Genomic DNA, 15,041 nt, shown 5'->3' with positions numbered 1-15,041 from the left:
CAGCGTCGGCCCGACGCGCGTCAGCTCGACGGGCAGGTGATGAGCCCGGCGTGGAACGCCTCGACTCGTTGCCGCGCGTGCCGTGGGAGGGGTTGCCGCCCTGGCCGAGCGTGACGTGCTGGCCGTTGTGGATGTTGTCCGAGGACGCCCACGCGACGCAGTTGCCGACGCGGTCCTCCGGGGCGGCCGGGTTCTGCGCGAGGCCCGGCGGGTCGGCGAAGGCGGGGCCGGCCACTCCCGCCAGAGCGAGCACGAAGCCGGCGGCGATAATGGGGACTCTGCGCATCGAACCTCCAGGACCAGGAGGGCGCGGCCTGGCTCCTCCGGGTCGCAGTGCTCGGGCCGCGGCGGCCCGTCATTGGTGCCGTGCGCAGAAGCACGGCAAGGGGGAAGCGCGCTTCGCTTATCGTGATGTACTCGGACGAACTCGAACTTTCTAGGAGCGCACCTGTGACCGCCGCGGTCCCCGCCGCCCGTACCGACATCGCGAGGCGCTGGTGCTGATCCTGCTCCCGCCGAGCGAGGGCAAGGCCGCCGGTGGGGACGGCGGCCCGGTCAACGTCACGGCGCTCGCGGCCCCGAAGCTCGCCCCCGTCCGCAAGCGGGTCCTGACCGCCGTCACCCGGACCGCCCGCGGGGACGCCGCCGTTGCCGCTGAGGCGCTGAAGCTGCCGCCCGCCGTCGCCGACGAGGCGCTCGCCGCGAACAGGGCCGCGGCCACGTCGCCGACCCTGCCGGCCCTCGACCGTTACACCGGAGTCGTGTACGCCGCGCTCGACCCGGCGACCCTGTCCCCCGTCGGCCGGGCCGCCGCCGAGGAGTCCGTGCTCGTGTTCTCGGGGCTGTTCGGCGTCGTGGCTGGGGGCGACCGCGTGCCGGCGTACCGCGTACCCGTCGCGTCCGTGCTGCCCGAGCTCGGCGCGCTCACGCCGGTATGGCGCGCCGCGCTCCGGGAGGTGCTGCCGGTCCTGGTCGGCAAGGGCTTCGCGGTGGACCTGCGTTCCACGGACTACGCGGGGATGTGGGCGCCCACCGGCCCGCTGCGCCACCAGGTGCTGCCGGTGCGGCTGCTCACGAAGCGCCCGTCCGGGCCGCCGCGGGTCGTGTCATACCCGTCGAAGCACGGCAAGGGCCTGCTGGCGCGAGAGCTCGTCGAGCGTGCGGGCAAGGGTGCGGCCGCGGGGTCCGTGGACGACGTCGGCGAGGCCGCCGCGGCGCTCGGGTGGGACGTCGAGGTGCGCTACGCGCAGGGCAGCGTGCCTGCGCTCGACGTGATCATGCCGCCGTGGGTGCCGGTGTCCTGAGCGCGGCGTGTCCCGGACCCGGGCGTTGCCTGGCTTAGGCGTGCAGACCCAGGCGTGGCCTGGCCCGGGCGTGTCCGGGCCGAGGCGTGTCCGGGCCTAGGCGGGCCCGTCCAGGCGGCGGCGCCGACTTCAACGGCGTGGCTGGAGTCAGGCGTGTTCTCGTACGAAGAGAGCCAGACGCCGCATCACCGAGCCACTTCGTCAGAATCCCGCGCCCGTTCGTCACGATGCCACATTCACCCCGCATCCGTTCTTCACGATGACGCATTCATCCGATAGGTTCGGCCGAATGCGCCATTCATTCATCGCCGGTTCGTCCGGATGCCGCATTCATCCAGTGCCTGGTCGTCCGGGTCCTGCCGCTGACCTGCCACCGGAGGCCATGAGGTGAGCGGCCAGTCCAGTGCCGCCGGTCGCCTTACACGGCCGGCCACAGGCTAGGCCCGACGCCCGGCGTTCAAGCGCCCAGGCGCTCCGGCGCCCCGGCGCCCCGGCGCAGAGTCGGGTGAATGCCGCGGCCAGTCCGGCAACGCGCCGACGCCGCCTCCGACCGCGCCCCTTGGCAGCGCCGCCTTCACCCGCACCCGTTCGGCAGAATGACGCATTCACCCCACGCCCGCTCGTCAGAATGACGCATTCACCCGATAGGTTCGCCTGAATGCGGCATTCTGCCAAAGAAGGGGTGCGCGCGAGGCGGCGCGCAGCGGCGGAGGCGCGGCGCCGTCAGCCCGGCGCCCCGCAGCCGCCGGCGGTCCAGAACGCCGACTGCGGCGCCTTGCTCGGAGCCTCGGCCCCGCAGCGTGGCAGCCCGGCTCCGTCCGCCGAGACACGGTGCAGCAGGTGCTCCACGCAGGTGACGCCCGCGGGCGCCGCGCACGAGTACGCGCCTCCGCAGAAGCCGACGTAGCGCGGGCCGGTCCCACCGCCGGCCTCGGCGTCCACCCGGAACAGCAGCGGCAGCCCGCCGGAGGGGAGCCCCTCGTCGGCGACGGCGGCGGCGTACGTCGCCTGCAGCACGTCGGTCCGGTTGGCGAGCACGTCGGTCGCCGCCATCGCGCTCTCCGGCACGTGGTGCAGGAACCGTCCGAGCACGTCGGAGCAGAAGTCCGCGTAGTCGCGGGTATGCAACACCAGCTCGTGCCAGAGGTCGTCGACGAGCGGGCTCGGCATGGCGCGGGCGGCACCCGGTGCGCGCGCCGCCAGGCGGAACCACTGGCGCAGCCCCGCGACGACCAGTGCGACGTCCGCCTCGGTCAGCAGGGGGTGCTCGGCGCGGAAGCGCAGCAGCACGCTGGGCGGCGGCTCCCACGCGTCGATGGCCGCGCACCGGCGGCCGGAGGCACGCCCGGCGAGGAGCCCCGCCGTCGACAGCTTCGGCATTGCGACACTGTGCCGCCCCGGCCCTACCGGGACAAGAGCCTCGACGGACGAGAGCGCACTGCGCAACGCGGGGAAGAAGCCCCACGCCCAGGTCGTTGAAAGCTCCATGAAGATCGACGTGTGGTCCGACGTTGCCTGCCCCTGGTGCTACATCGGCAAGCGCCGGCTCGAGCGGGCGCTGGAGGCGTTCGACGGGGACGTCGAGGTGGAGTACCACGCGTTCGTCCTCGACCCGTCCGCTCCTGACTCCGCCCGCCCGCTCAACGACCACCTGCGCGCCAAGTTCGGCGACCGGGTCGAGGAGATGCAGGCGCACGTCACCGAGCTCGCCGCCCAGGAGGGCCTGGACTTCCGCATGGCCGACGCCCTCGCGGTGAATACGGTCAACGCGCACCGGCTGCTGGCGTACGGGCGCCGGCACGGCGTGCAGGCCGACCTCAAGGAGCGGCTGCTGCGGGCGTACTTCACCGAGGGGCGCGACCTCGGCGACCTGGAGACGCTGGCCAACGTGGCGGCCGAGGCCGGGCTCGACCGGGCCTCGGTGGAGGCGTACCTCGCGAGCGACGACGGGACGGCCGAGGTGCAGGAGGAGCTGTCCGCGGCGCGCGACATCGGCATCACCGCGGTCCCGACGTACGTGTTCGACCGGAAGTACGCCGTGCAGGGCGCCCAGGACGCGGAGACCTTCCTGCGGGTCCTGCGCCAGGTGGCCGAGGAGAGCGCCGCGTAGGCAAGCCAGGAGACAGACACAGCCGCCCGGGAGCGAACGCTCCCGGGCGGCTGCGTGGTGCGGGGGTGTCCCCGCGTCAGCTCAGGACTGCGAGAGCGACGTGCCCGTGGAGCGCAGCGCCTCGCACGCCTCGACGACGCGGGCGGCCAGGCCACCCTCGGCGGCCTTGAGGTAGGTGCGCGGGTCGTAGGCCTTCTTGCTGCCGATGCCGCCGTCGACCTTGAGGACGCCGTCGTAGTTCTTGAAGAAGTGGTCGGCGATCGGGCGGGTATAGGCGTACTGCGTGTCCGTGTCGATGTTCATCTTGACGCAGCCGTAGTCGAGCGTCTCGCGGATCTCCTCGAGCAGCGAGCCCGAGCCGCCGTGGAAGACGAACTGGAACGGCGAGTCCTTGCCGATCTTCTGCCCGACCGCGTCCTGCAGGTCCTTGAGGACCGAGGGGCGGAGCTTGACGTGGCCCGGCTTGTAGACGCCGTGCACGTTGCCGAAGGTCGCGGCGAGGAGGTACTTGCCCTTCTCGCCGGTGCCGAGGCGCTCGGCGACGAGCAGCGCGTCCTCGGGGGTCGAGTAGAGCTTCTCGTTGATCTCCCCGACGACGCCGTCCTCCTCGCCGCCGACGACGCCGATCTCCATCTCGAGGACGACCTTCGCCTTGGCGCAGGCGGCCAGCAGGTCCTCGGCGATGTCGACGTTCTCGTGCAGCTCGACGGCCGAGCCGTCCCACATGTGCGACTGGAACAGCGGGTTCTGCCCGTTGTTCACGCGCTCCTGCGAGATGGCGAGCAGCGGGCGGACGAAGCCGTCCAGCTTCTCCTTCTGGCAGTGGTCGGTGTGCAGCGCGACGTTGATGTCGTACTTCGCGGCCACGACGTGGGCGTACTCGGCCAGCGCCACCGCGCCGGTGACCATGTCCTTGACGTTCGAGCCCGACGCGTACTCCGCGCCACCGGTCGACACCTGGATGATGCCGTCCGACCCGGCCTCGGCGAAGCCGCGGAGCGTCGCGTTGAGCGTGGAGGAGGACGTGACGTTGATCGCCGGGTAGGCGAAGGCGCCGGCCTTCGCCTTGTCGAGCATCTCGGCGTAGACCTCAGGGGTCGCGATGGGCATTGGGCTACCTCGCACTGGTTCGGGCTGGTTCGGGGGCTCCCGAGCAGGCGGGAGCCGGACGTGCTCGCCCTCAGTCTCCCACGGGCACGCGGCAGCCCGGGCAGGGTGCAATGCTCCGTTGCATGCCGCCCGCCGCCAGCCGCCCCGCCGGCCTCTTCGTGGGGCTCGCCACCCTAGACGTCGTCTACCGCGTCGAGCACGTCCCCGCAGCCGACGAGAAGGTCGTGGCGCTCTCCCAGGAGCTCGCCGCCGGAGGCCCGGCCGCGAACGCCGCCGTGACGTACGCCGCGCTCGGCGGGTCCCCCGTGCTCGCCACCGCTCTCGGCGCGCACCCCTTCGCCGCGCAGGCGCACGCCGACCTCGCCCGCCACGGCGTGGACGTACGCGACGCCCTCCCCGGCCTCGAGGAGCCGCCCGCCGTCGCCACCATCCTCGTCACGGACGGGACCGGCGAGCGGTCGGTCGTGTCGCTCGGCGCCTCCCACCAGCGCGTCGGGCCGCCGGAGGGCCTCGCCCGGCTGGTCCGCGAGGCCCGGGTGCTGCTGCTCGACGGGCACCACCCCGAGCCGGCGCTCGCGGCCGCCCGGGCCGCACGCGACGCCGGAGTGCCCGTCGTGCTCGACGCCGGCAGCTGGAAGGACGTGCTCGACGAGCTGCTCCCGCTCGTCGACATCGCGGCCTGCTCGGCCGCGTTCCGCACGCCCGAGGCCGCGGACGAGGACGCGACGGTCGAGGGCCTGCGCGAGCGCGGCGTCCCGTTCGTCGCGGTCACCCACGGCGGCGGGCCGGTCCGCTGGGCGTCCCCGGCCGGCTCGGGCACAGTGCAGCCGCCCGCGGTCGAGGTGCGGGACACCCTCGGGGCGGGCGACGCGTTCCACGGGGCGCTCGCCTTCGCAGTGGCGCGCGGCGATGCCTTCCCCGACGCGCTGTCGTTCGCGGCGCGGGTCGCGTCGCTGCGCTGCGGCGTGCCCGGGCAGCGGACGTGGCTGGCGCAGCTGGCCGGCTGAGGCAGGGCTAGGCCCGAGGTCGTGTGCAGCGCAGCACGCGATCGCGTGCCCAGGGGCACACAGCCCGCACCACTCACGCGACGGGCCGCCGCCGGCGTACCGACAGCGGCCCGTCGTTCCGGATCAGGCGGTCTCGGTCCACCACGGCAGCGTCGACGTCAGGTCGCGCTCGACGTTCGACACGCAGTGGATCTCACCGCTGCCGGAGTGGGCGTACTGCCAGTCCTCGACCCAGTGGACCTGGACGCCGACCTTGGCCAGCGCCTTCTCCGTGACGTCCTCGAAGACGTCCACGCCGTTCTTCGTCGGGCCGTGCTGGCGCGGGGAGAACCACACCTTCTCGCCGGTGCCGATGCCGTTCGCCGCGTCCGGGAGGTAGGCACCGAGCCGCTGGGCGTTGCGCGCGGGGGCGGTGTTGGAGCGGTAGAACACCGGCACGCGGACGATCTCGGCGTCGGTGAGGCCGATCTCCTTCTTGAGGATCTTCAGCGCGGCGTTGATGCCGCGCTTGGCGACGTGCGCGCCGTCCCGCAGCCGCTCGTCCTTCAGCGCCTCCTTGACCGTCATCGTCGGCAGGTTCGAGCCCGGAAGCCCGGCCTGGGCGATGTTCTGGTCCCCGAGGCCCTTCGCGACGAGGTCGCGGAGCATGTTCTCGGCCAGCATCGGGTCGGCGGCGATGAGCGACCAGCCGCGCGGGCTGTCGGAGACGGTGAACGACAGGAACTCGTCGACGTGGCCGACGCTGAGCCAGCTCGTGTCGAGCACGATCGGCTTCTGGAAGCCCTGGTTCGCGAGCATGGCGTTGTACGCCGGGTCGGCCGTGAAGTCCTTCTCGGCGCCGAAGAGCTTGCGGCCCGTCGGGTAGTTCTTGCCGTTGTAGGAGTACGGCGGGACCGAGCCGTAGTTGCCGGTGGAGCCGAAGGTGTTCATCGAGCCGGGCTGGTAGGCCGGGTCGTAGTGCTGGACGCCGGCGACGTCCTTGCCGCGCAGCACGGTGAAGATCGTGCGACCGGTGCTGCGGTAGGGGTTGACGTCGCGGTCGGCGGCGGTGTTGCGCGATGGCGCGCGGACGTAGACGCGCATCCGGTGCTCCGCGCCGCCCGTCGTGGGCATCGACATGTAGCCCGGCTCCATGATGTCCTGCGTCCACTTGTCGAACGAGGAGTTGCGGCCGTGGGCGGCCGGGAGCAGGTAGAGCGGCGCCTCGACCCCGATCTTCGCCAGTCCCTTGCGCAGGTCCTCGCGGAACGGCTCGACACCGCCGGGCGGGGCCGCCGTGACCGGGCGGCCCTGGTAGATGGAGGTCTCGTAGTCCGCCACCATGAGCTTGTCGACCTTCATGGTGTCCGTCACGAACAGCAGCGGCGCCACGCGCAGCCGGACCACGTCGGTCGCGACCGTCCCCGCCCCGGTCACGGTGAGCGTGACGTCGACCGTGCCGTCCCAGGCCTTGGGGTCGCGGATGATGTCGCGGGCCTCGACGCCCAGGGTGGCCCCGGCCTCGACGTCCTGCGCCGAGAGGGCGCCGTCGGCCGGGAGGGCCGCCCAGTCGGACGCCGCCTCCCCGCGCTTGACGAAGACGCGGACCTTGCTCCGCGCCGCCGGGCCGACCGTCACGGTCGCCGCGCTCGCGCCGGGGGCCGGCGCGACGTCGAGCTTGGCCAGGTCGAGCAGGTCGGCGTCGCCGTTCACGATGTCGTCGGCCGCGTCGTTGCACGCCTCGAGCTCGAGGTCGGTGAGCTGCGAGCCGTCGGCCTTGATCTTGGGGCAGCGCACGAGGTCGTCGTCGATGTTGGCGAGCATGACCGCGCCGCGGGCCGCGGTGAAGCGGTCCTCGCCGGCGTCGTCGATCGCGCTGAGCACGCCGTCGCGGTTGGTGTCCGCGGTGAGCGCGGCCGCGACCGCGGCGCCGGCGGACACGGGCGCGAGCGGCAGGGCGACGGCCACGGCACTGCCGAGGGCCACGCCGGCGAGACGGGCTTTGCGTTTACGGGGATGCACGAGGGAGCCTCCGGAGGCAGAGCTGACGGGAAGGACCCGAGCTCGTTCTTCGGGGGCGTTTCCTGCTCGGGGTGGCCCGGAGCTTCTCGGTGGCCCGTTTCGCTCGCGCGAAGCCCGCGTCACGCGGGCGTAAAGCGCTCCCCACTGCGGGTGAGCATCGTCTCGCCCGCGACGGGAACTCGCGCTGCGGCTGCGCGAGCTGCGGTCAGCGGGAGCTGCGCGCCATCGGGTAGCCCTGCACGCGCGGGCCGTCGCTCACCGGCGCGGTGCTGACCGTCGAGCTCACGCGCGCGGCCCAGTCCAGGATTCGCTTCATCGCCTGTCTCCTCTACGTCCTCGTTGCCGTGTCCTGCCCTCTGGTGGTTGACGAGGACGCACGTACCTGTGGTGCATCGGGTGCTGATCGCGCCGCTTGAGCGCCTCGGACAGGAGCGGCCGAGCCGCGCCGCAGATACGTCCCGCCGCGGAACGGCACATTCCTCCCGATACAGCGGGAGCAATGTGAGGCTGCCGAGCGGGAAGTGGGCTGCCGGGCGGCAAGTGGGGTGCCCGGCGTGGGCTGCCGGCGGCAAGCGAGGCTGCCGGGCGCGAGCCGGCTCAGCGGCAGGTGTCCTCCGCCACCAGGTCGGCGGCCTTGCGCGCCGCGATCAGCACCGGGTCCCACGCCGGCGAGAACGGCGGGGCGTAGCCGAGGTCGAGGGCCGTCATCTCCTCGACCGTCATCCGGTTCCACAGCGCGACCGCGCAGGCGTCGATGCGCTTGGCCGCCCCCTCCTTGCCGACGATCTGCGCGCCGAGCAGCCGTCCCGTACGCCGCTCGGCGATCAGCTTCACCGTGATCGGCTGCGCCTCCGGGTGGTAGCCCGCCGCCGTCGTCGAGTCCACCACGACCGTGAGCCAGGAGAAGCCCACTTCATCGCACTCGAATTCGCGAAGCCCGGTGCGGGCGATCTGCAGGTCGCACACCTTGCTGACGGCGGTGCCGACGACGCCGGGGAACGTCGCGTAGCCGCCGCCGAGGTTCGTGCCGATGACGCGCCCCTGCTTGTTGGCGTGCGTGCCGAGCGCCACGTGGATGCGGGCACCGCTCACCAGCCCGAGCGACTCGACGCAGTCGCCGGCGGCCCAGATGTTCTCTCGCCCGCAGACCCGCATCCGCAGGTCGACGGTGACCCCGCCGAAGCGGCCCAGGGGCAGGCCGGCCTCCTGCGCGAGGCGGGTCTCGGGGCGGACCCCCGTCCCGAGCACGACGATGTCCGCCGGCAGCTCGCCGGCGTCGGTGACGACGGCCCGCGCGCGCCCTTCCGCGTCCAGCGCCACCTCGCGCACGGCGGTCGAGGTGCGTACGTCGATCCCGAGCCCCTCCATCGCCTTGTGCACCAGCGCGCCCATGTCCGGGTCGAGCGTCGACATCGGCTCGGCCGCCATGTCGACGACCGTCACCTCGAGCCCGCGCCGGACCATGGCCTCGGCCATCTCCACGCCGATGTAGCCGCCGCCCACGACCACCGCCCGGCGCGGCTCGCGCGAGCGCAGCGCGTCGAGGATCGCCTCGCCGTCGTCCAGCGTCTGCACCCCGTGGACCCCGGGCGCGTCGATGCCGGGCACGGGCGGGCGCAGCGGGCGCGCCCCCGTCGCGAGCACCAGCTCGTCGTACGCCACCCGGCTCTCGCTCCCCGTGCCGACGTCGCGGGCCACGACCTCGCCGCGCTCCGGGTCCAGCGCGACGACCTCGGTGCCCATCCGCACGTCGAGGCCGCGCCGACGGTGCTCCTCGGGCGTGCGCGCGACCAGCTGCGTGACGTCGTCGACGTCGCCGGCGACCCAGTAGGGGATGCCGCAGGCGCTGTAGGACGTGTGCCGTCCGCGCTCGAAGACGACGACGTCGAGGTCCGGCTTCAGCCGCTTGGCCTGCGCGGCCGCGCTCATCCCGGCCGCGTCGCCTCCGACGACCACCACACGCTTGCCCATGCCGGGCTCCTACCCCGCGCCGGGTGTTCTTGATTCACGCAGGTCGAGGACGTACGGCGTCGTCGCCGTTACGGGTACGAACCCGAGTCGTTCCAGGACCGGGCGCGAGTCCGGGGAGGCGTCGACGGTGACCCAGCGCGCGCCGGCGGCCAGCGCCTCGCGGGCGCGCAGCGCGACCAGGCTGCGGTAGACGCCGCGGCGCCGCCACCCCGGCCGTGTCGAGCCGCCCCAGAGCGACGCGAAGGGCGATCCGGCGTGCAGGCGTACCCACGCCGCCGCGACGACCGTGCCGTCGTCGGCCTCGGCGACGTGCATGCGCAGCGAGCCCGGGTCCGCGGCGCGCTCCGCGAGCACCGCGTCCACCAGCCAGCGGTGGTCCTCGCCCCAGACGGCGAAGCCGAGCTCGACGACGGCTTCCGCGTCGCCGTCGTCGAGCTCGCGCAGCCGCACACCCGCAGGAGGACCGAGACCTGCGGTGGCGGCGACCAGGTCCGCCAGATCGGCGGCCACGAGCGTCTCGGCCGTCTCCGGCACGAATCCCGCGGCCCGCAGCCGGTCCGGCAGGTCGGGCGGGTCGTCGTAGTCGTGGTGCTTCCACTCGAGCGCGGTGCCGCGGCCGGCCGCCAGCGCCACGTGCCGGGCGATCGCCGCGCCCGCGGTGGAGCCGTCCAGCCGCGACCACACGACGGTCGCGCCGTGCTCGCCCGGCGGGGGCAGCAGCAAGACGGTCGAGGCGTCGGACTCGACCGACCAGCCCGGGGCGGGCGGGGTCGCTGCCCGCCTCAGCTCGTCGTACGCGGACAGCAGCTCGGCGCGGTCGATGCCCACGCTCCCGACACTAGTCAGCGCGCCGGGGCACCAGCCCGAGCACGCGGCGAGCCGGGCGCACGTGCCAGGCCGCCACCCCGCTGGGCAGCAGGCAGACGTTGCACCGGTACGCCTGGTGCAGCCGCCGTGTGCTCTCCGTCTCCCGCGTCGCGGCGACCGCCGCGTTGGCCCGCGAGAGCTTGGTCCTGTCCTTGCACGCCGTGGCTGCGGTCCCTGCCGCTGCGGCGCGAGTGCTGGCCGATCGCGTCATGGCCTCAGCCTCGGACCGCTCGCTGGGAGGAGCCTGTGAGCGCGCTGCAGGGTTGCTGAGGGCAACGCGCGGCGTTGGTGGCCGCCCCGGGCCCGCACCGGGACGGCGACGATGCACCGTTTGATGCATACAACCCCCGGCTCGGCCCCGGGTCATCGGCAGCGGACAATGGCCGCGTGACTTCCGCACCCAGCGTCCCCCTCCTGCACGGCGCGCAGCTGCCCCGGCTCGGCCTCGGCACCTCGCCCATGAGCGACACCGACACCGAGGCAGCCGTCGCGGCGGCGCTCGAGATCGGCTACCGGCTGATCGACACCGCCGAGGACTACGGCAACGAGGAGGGCGTCGGCCGCGGCATCCGCTCCTCGGGGGTGCCGCGCGACGAGCTGTTCGTCACCACGAAGTTCAACAAGCAGTGGCACGGGGTCGACCTGGTCACCGAGGCCTTCGAGCGCAGTGCGGAGCGGCTCGGGCTGGACTACGTCGACCTCTTCCTCGTCCACTGGCCCAACCCGGGCCACGACAAGTACGTCGAGGCCTGGCAGGGGCTGGTCCGCCTGCACGAGCAGGGCCGCGTCCGGGCCATCGGCGTCTCGAACTTCCGGCCCGCGCACCTCGAGCGCATCATCACCGAGACGGGCGTGGCGCCGGACGTCAACCAGGTCCAGCTCCACCCGCTGCTCGTCCGCGAGGCCGAGCGGGCCTTCCACGCCGAGCGCGGCATCGTGACCCAGGCGTGGTCGCCCCTGGGCGGCACCGGCGCCGACGTGCTCTCGCAGCCGCTCCTGCAGACGCTCGCGGAGAAGTACGGCCGCTCCCCCGGGCAGATCGTGCTCCGCTGGCTGATGGACCTCGGCGTGACGACGGTGGCGAAGTCCTCGCACCCGGAGCGGCTCCGGCAGAACATCGAGATCTTCGACTTCTCCCTCGAGCCCGCCGACGTGGCGGCGGTCTCCGCGCTCGACACCGGCGACGAGCGCATCTTCGACGCCGACACGTTCGGCCACTGACCCGTGGGCTCGCCGCCGCCAGCTAACGCGGACGGCGGCGAGCCCGCACCGTCAGCCGGCGCAGGCGGCGGCGAGCCTCGCCCGGAACGCGTCGCCGTCGGCCGAGGTGACCACCCGGACGTTCGGGGCCCCGTCGTCCGGGAGCAGCCAGCTACGCTCGTCCGCGCGAGTGCCGACACGTACGCAGCAGAGTTCGTGCGTTTGAACGAGGCCCGGGTCCAGCGCGACCGCCATCGCCAGCGCGTCGGGCAGGTCGTGCGCGCCACCGGCTGCCCGCGCCGCCCGGTCCGTGACCCGTAGGACGAACTCCGATTCAGCGGTCTGCAATGCGTGCAACGCTTCTCGCTGGGCTGTCGCCACGACGCCGTCGCGCTCGGAGACGTCCTTGCCGAGGAGCACGCGCGGCGGCCCGGGCGCGGACAGCACCGCCTGCGCCGCCTCCGGGTCCGCGCGCGCGTTGAACTCGGAGCCGTCGGCGCGGCCGAGCATGCAGACCACGGCGTCGAAGCGCTCGAGCAGGCGCCGGTCGCGCTCCAGGGCGTGCGCGACGTTCGTGAGCGGGCCGAGGGTCACGAGCGTCGCGCCGGGCCGCGCGTCCAGGAGCGTGTCGACCGCACTGCCCGGCGCGGCGTCCCCGAGCGGCGGCGGCAGGCCGGCGTCACCCAGCCCGTCGGCGCCGTGCTTGGCGCTGCCCCGCTCCCACGGCCGGCTCAGCGGGGCGTCGGCGCCGGCGTACACCGGAACGGAGCTGCGCACGACGTCGAGCGTGCGCAGGACGTTCGTCGTCTGGCCGACCGGCACGTTGCCCGCCACCGTCGTCACCGCCTCGACGCGTACGCCCGGGCTCCGCAGCGCGAGCAGGAGCGCCACCGCGTCGTCCGAGCCGCCGTCTGTGTCGACGACCAGCCTCACGAGGGCAGCCCCAGCACGTGCCGACGCACCCACGCGTGCATCGCGATGCCGGAGGCGACGCCGGCGTTGATGGAGCGGGTCGAGCCGTACATCGCGATCGAGCAGACCATCGCGCACGCCTCCCGCGCCGGCTCGGAGAGCCCCGGCCCCTCCTGGCCGAACAGCAGCACGCAACGGCGCGGCAGCTCGGCCGTCTCGAGCGGCACCGAGCCGGGCAGGTTGTCGATACCGACGACGGGCAGCGCCTCCTGCTCCGCCCAGGCGAGCAGCCCCTCGATCGTCGGGTGGTGGCGTACGTGCTGGTAGCGGTCGGTCACCATCGCCCCGCGGCGGTTCCACCGCCGTTTGCCCACGACGTGCACCTCGCGGGCGAGGAAGGCGTTCGCGTTGCGGACGACCGTCCCGATGTTGAAGTCCGAGTGCCAGTTCTCGATGGCCACGTGGAAGTCGTGGCGGCGGGTGTCGAGGTCGGCGACCACGGCCTCGACGCTCCAGTAGCGGTAGCGGTCGACGACGTTGCGCCGGTCGCCCTCGGCCAGCAGCTCGGGGTCGAGCCGCGGGTCCTCCGGCCAGGGGCGGGGGTGCGGGCCGACGCCGACGCCGCCCACCAGCCACTCGTCGAGCCCGGTCCGGACCCCGCCCTCGGACGCCGGTGGCTGCACCGACCCGTCCTCCGGAAGGCTCCCCGACACCCGCCCACCGTATGGTCAGCCCGTGGAGTCGTTCGCCCCGGACCTCGGCGGCCTCGGTGCGGCGGCGGTCTACCTCATCGTCTTCGGGTTCGTCTTCGTCGAGTCCGGCCTGCTGATCGGCTTCCTGCTGCCCGGGGACTCGCTGCTGTTCGGCGCGGGCCTGGTGTCCGGCGCCGAGGACTCGGGCGTGTCGATGCCGCTGCTCGCGATCGGGGTGGCCGTCGCGGCGGTGACCGGCGACGCGGTGGGATATGCGACCGGCTACCGGCTGGGCCGGCCCTGGCTCGACAGGCGGGTGGCGAAGGGCCGGCTGGACGCGCGGCACCTGGAGCGGGCCGAGCGGTTCTACGCCCGCTACGGCGCGCTGGCCGTGATCATCGCCCGCTGGATCCCGTGGGTCCGCACCTTCACCCCGATCCTGGCCGGCGCCTCGCGGATGCCCTATCCGCGCTTCCTCGCGGCCAACGTCGTCGGAGCGCTGACCTGGGGCTCCGGCCTCGTCGTGCTGGGCTACGTGGCCGCGTCGGTGCCGTGGGTGCGGGACGCCGCCATCGCGGTGGGCGCGTTCTTCGTCGTCGCGTCGCTGCTGGTCGCCGTGGTCGCGGCGGTGCGTGCCCGGCGGGCGAACCGGGGCAAGCCCCGGCAAGGAGAGTGAGCCACGGCTCACTCGGCTCTGCGCGAGCCGGCCTGCCGGGGCCCGGCCGGCCGGTAGCCTCGACACGTGCTAGCCGCCTCCGCCGTCGACACCGTCGCCCTCGGACCCGACTGGCTCGACCCCACCAACGTGGTCGAGACGTTCGGCGCCTACGCCTTCCTCGCCGTCGTCCTCGTCATCTTCGCCGAGTGCGGGCTGCTGATCGGGTTCTTCCTGCCCGGTGACTCGCTGCTCTTCATGACCGGCGTGTTCATCGCGAGCGGCAGCATCGACACCCCGCTCTGGGTGGCGTGCATCGTGCTCGCGGTCTCGGCGGTGGTGGGCAACCTGGTCGGCTACGCCATCGGCTGGCGAGCCGGCCCGGCCATCTTCGACAAGCCCGAGTCCAAGCTCTTCAAGCCCAAGCACGTGGCGAAGACGCACGAGTTCTTCGAGAAGTACGGGTTCAAGGCAATCTTCCTGGCCCGCTTCGTGCCGATCGTCCGCACGTTCATCACGGTCATGGCCGGCGTCGGGCGCATGGACACCCGGTCCTACGTCGCGGTGTCCGCCGTCGGCGGCGTCGTCTGGGCGGCCGGGATCACGGCGCTCGGCTTCGCACTCGGCGACATCGACTTCATCCGCGAGCACATCGAGGGCGCGATCATCGTCATCGTGCTGATCTCGGTGATCCCGATGGTGGTCGAGGCCTACCGCGCCCGCCGGAAGGTGTCGGCGGAGCTGCCGTAGTGACGGCGACCGCGGAGCCCGTAGCTCCCGGCGGTCCGGCCCGCGGGCCTTCCCGGCTCGCCCGGCACGCCGCCCCCGGCGCAGGCCGGCGCGGCCTCGGAGCCGCCTCCGACGTCACCCTCGTCCTGGCGCTCGTCGCCGCTCACCTCTGGCTGCAGTGGCGGACTCGGCCCGCGCCGCACTGGGGCGATTCGACCGAGGTCTACCAGTTCGCCCGCGACTGGCCGGACGTCGGCGAGCCCATCCACCACGCGATGCGGCTGGGCTCGCTGATCCCGGCCCGGCTGGCCCAGGAGGCGTTCGGGCCGGGCCAGGCCGCGTTCTACGCCTGGCCCGTCATGTGCGGCGTCCTGCTCGTCGCGTCGACCTACGCGCTGGGCCGGCTGCTCGCCGGTCGCGCGGCCGGGGTGCTCGCCGCCGGCGCGGTCGTCGCCTGCCCGGTGCTCGTCGACACCGATTCCT

General features: G+C 73.5%; 15 protein-coding genes and 1 pseudogene. 7 read left to right on the top strand and 9 right to left on the bottom strand.

The window, feature by feature from the left end; genetic code table 11:
• The coding region (locus G9H71_RS17705) for a hypothetical protein (protein ID WP_166284124.1) at positions 1 to 286 on the bottom strand (286 nt) is incomplete at its 3' end.
• 211 nt (positions 287 to 497) lie between these two features.
• On the opposite strand from G9H71_RS17705, the gene G9H71_RS17700 reads away from it, so the two are divergent.
• The gene (locus G9H71_RS17700; protein ID WP_166284123.1) at positions 498 to 1,304 is read left to right on the top strand and encodes a YaaA family protein; all 807 of its coding nucleotides are present in this window, start codon (positions 498 to 500) and stop codon (positions 1,302 to 1,304) included.
• A 723-nt stretch (positions 1,305 to 2,027) separates the two neighbouring features.
• Here the strand turns inward: G9H71_RS17700 and G9H71_RS17695 are convergent.
• Positions 2,028 to 2,684 (bottom strand): glycine-rich domain-containing protein, encoded by a 657-nt coding sequence (locus G9H71_RS17695; RefSeq protein WP_166284122.1) that lies wholly within the window; start codon positions 2,682 to 2,684, stop codon positions 2,028 to 2,030.
• A gap of 106 nt (positions 2,685 to 2,790) precedes the next feature.
• On the opposite strand from G9H71_RS17695, the gene G9H71_RS17690 reads away from it, so the two are divergent.
• Complete coding sequence (locus G9H71_RS17690) at positions 2,791 to 3,414, top strand: DsbA family oxidoreductase (protein ID WP_166284121.1); 624 nt, start codon at positions 2,791 to 2,793, stop codon at positions 3,412 to 3,414.
• 81 nt (positions 3,415 to 3,495) lie between these two features.
• Here G9H71_RS17690 and fbaA read toward each other — a convergent pair whose 3' ends face one another.
• The gene (gene fbaA / locus G9H71_RS17685; protein ID WP_166284120.1) at positions 3,496 to 4,524 is read right to left on the bottom strand and encodes a class II fructose-bisphosphate aldolase; all 1,029 of its coding nucleotides are present in this window, start codon (positions 4,522 to 4,524) and stop codon (positions 3,496 to 3,498) included.
• A gap of 122 nt (positions 4,525 to 4,646) precedes the next feature.
• On the opposite strand from fbaA, the gene G9H71_RS17680 reads away from it, so the two are divergent.
• The gene (locus G9H71_RS17680) at positions 4,647 to 5,531 is read left to right on the top strand and encodes a PfkB family carbohydrate kinase (protein WP_166284119.1); all 885 of its coding nucleotides are present in this window, start codon (positions 4,647 to 4,649) and stop codon (positions 5,529 to 5,531) included.
• Between the two features lie 123 nt (positions 5,532 to 5,654).
• Here G9H71_RS17680 and G9H71_RS17675 read toward each other — a convergent pair whose 3' ends face one another.
• From G9H71_RS17675 to G9H71_RS17660, 4 genes are all read right to left on the bottom strand, one after another.
• Positions 5,655 to 7,496 (bottom strand): protein-arginine deiminase family protein, encoded by a 1,842-nt coding sequence (locus G9H71_RS17675; protein ID WP_166284118.1) that lies wholly within the window; start codon positions 7,494 to 7,496, stop codon positions 5,655 to 5,657.
• 633 nt (positions 7,497 to 8,129) lie between these two features.
• Positions 8,130 to 9,503: an FAD-dependent oxidoreductase gene (locus G9H71_RS17670; protein ID WP_166284117.1), complete on the bottom strand. Its 1,374-nt coding sequence runs from the start codon at positions 9,501 to 9,503 to the stop codon at positions 8,130 to 8,132.
• A 9-nt stretch (positions 9,504 to 9,512) separates the two neighbouring features.
• Positions 9,513 to 10,331 carry a GNAT family N-acetyltransferase gene (locus G9H71_RS17665; protein WP_166284116.1) on the bottom strand — a complete coding sequence of 273 codons (819 nt, stop codon included), beginning with the start codon at positions 10,329 to 10,331 and terminating at the stop codon, positions 9,513 to 9,515.
• A 10-nt stretch (positions 10,332 to 10,341) separates the two neighbouring features.
• The gene (locus tag G9H71_RS17660) at positions 10,342 to 10,581 is read right to left on the bottom strand and encodes a hypothetical protein (protein ID WP_166284115.1); all 240 of its coding nucleotides are present in this window, start codon (positions 10,579 to 10,581) and stop codon (positions 10,342 to 10,344) included.
• 176 nt (positions 10,582 to 10,757) lie between these two features.
• On the opposite strand from G9H71_RS17660, the gene G9H71_RS17655 reads away from it, so the two are divergent.
• The gene (locus G9H71_RS17655; protein WP_166284114.1) at positions 10,758 to 11,591 is read left to right on the top strand and encodes an aldo/keto reductase; all 834 of its coding nucleotides are present in this window, start codon (positions 10,758 to 10,760) and stop codon (positions 11,589 to 11,591) included.
• 51 nt (positions 11,592 to 11,642) lie between these two features.
• On the opposite strand, the gene G9H71_RS17650 is transcribed toward G9H71_RS17655, so the two are convergent.
• Both G9H71_RS17650 and G9H71_RS17645 read right to left on the bottom strand, forming a co-directional pair.
• The gene (locus tag G9H71_RS17650) at positions 11,643 to 12,503 is read right to left on the bottom strand and encodes a nucleoside hydrolase (protein ID WP_166284113.1); all 861 of its coding nucleotides are present in this window, start codon (positions 12,501 to 12,503) and stop codon (positions 11,643 to 11,645) included.
• Positions 12,500 to 13,114: a TrmH family RNA methyltransferase gene (locus tag G9H71_RS17645; protein WP_196792226.1), complete on the bottom strand. Its 615-nt coding sequence runs from the start codon at positions 13,112 to 13,114 to the stop codon at positions 12,500 to 12,502. The genes G9H71_RS17650 and G9H71_RS17645 overlap by 4 nt, the downstream gene beginning before the upstream one ends.
• 103 nt (positions 13,115 to 13,217) lie before the next feature.
• On the opposite strand from G9H71_RS17645, the gene G9H71_RS17640 reads away from it, so the two are divergent.
• From G9H71_RS17640 to G9H71_RS17630, 3 genes and pseudogenes are all read left to right on the top strand, one after another.
• A complete protein-coding gene (locus G9H71_RS17640) occupies positions 13,218 to 13,850 on the top strand; it encodes a DedA family protein (RefSeq protein ID WP_166284111.1) in 633 nt (210 codons plus the stop codon).
• Positions 13,851 to 13,916: 66 nt separating this feature from the next.
• Positions 13,917 to 14,579, top strand: coding sequence for a DedA family protein (locus tag G9H71_RS17635; protein WP_166284110.1), 663 nt, complete (start codon positions 13,917 to 13,919; stop codon positions 14,577 to 14,579).
• Positions 14,579 to 15,041 (top strand): annotated as a pseudogene (locus tag G9H71_RS17630) (hypothetical protein); the annotation flags it as partial. The gene G9H71_RS17635 and the pseudogene G9H71_RS17630, both read left to right, overlap by 1 nt.

The sequence above is a fragment of the Motilibacter deserti genome, from assembly GCF_011250635.1.
GTDB lineage: Bacteria > Actinomycetota > Actinomycetes > Motilibacterales > Motilibacteraceae > Motilibacter_A > Motilibacter_A deserti.
This window is presented reverse-complemented; position numbering and strand designations above follow the sequence as displayed.

Excerpts from the sequence above, each read along its gene's own strand:
- G9H71_RS17695 (WP_166284122.1), bottom strand. The coding sequence starts at position 2,684 with ATGCCGAAGCTGTCGACGGCGGGGCTCCTCGCCGGGCGTGCCTCCGGC.
- G9H71_RS17690 (WP_166284121.1), top strand. The coding sequence starts at position 2,791 with ATGAAGATCGACGTGTGGTCCGACGTTGCCTGCCCCTGGTGCTACATC.
- fbaA (WP_166284120.1), bottom strand. The coding sequence starts at position 4,524 with ATGCCCATCGCGACCCCTGAGGTCTACGCCGAGATGCTCGACAAGGCG.
- G9H71_RS17680 (WP_166284119.1), top strand. The coding sequence starts at position 4,647 with ATGCCGCCCGCCGCCAGCCGCCCCGCCGGCCTCTTCGTGGGGCTCGCC.
- G9H71_RS17670 (WP_166284117.1), bottom strand. The coding sequence starts at position 9,503 with ATGGGCAAGCGTGTGGTGGTCGTCGGAGGCGACGCGGCCGGGATGAGC.
- G9H71_RS17660 (WP_166284115.1), bottom strand. The coding sequence starts at position 10,581 with ATGACGCGATCGGCCAGCACTCGCGCCGCAGCGGCAGGGACCGCAGCC.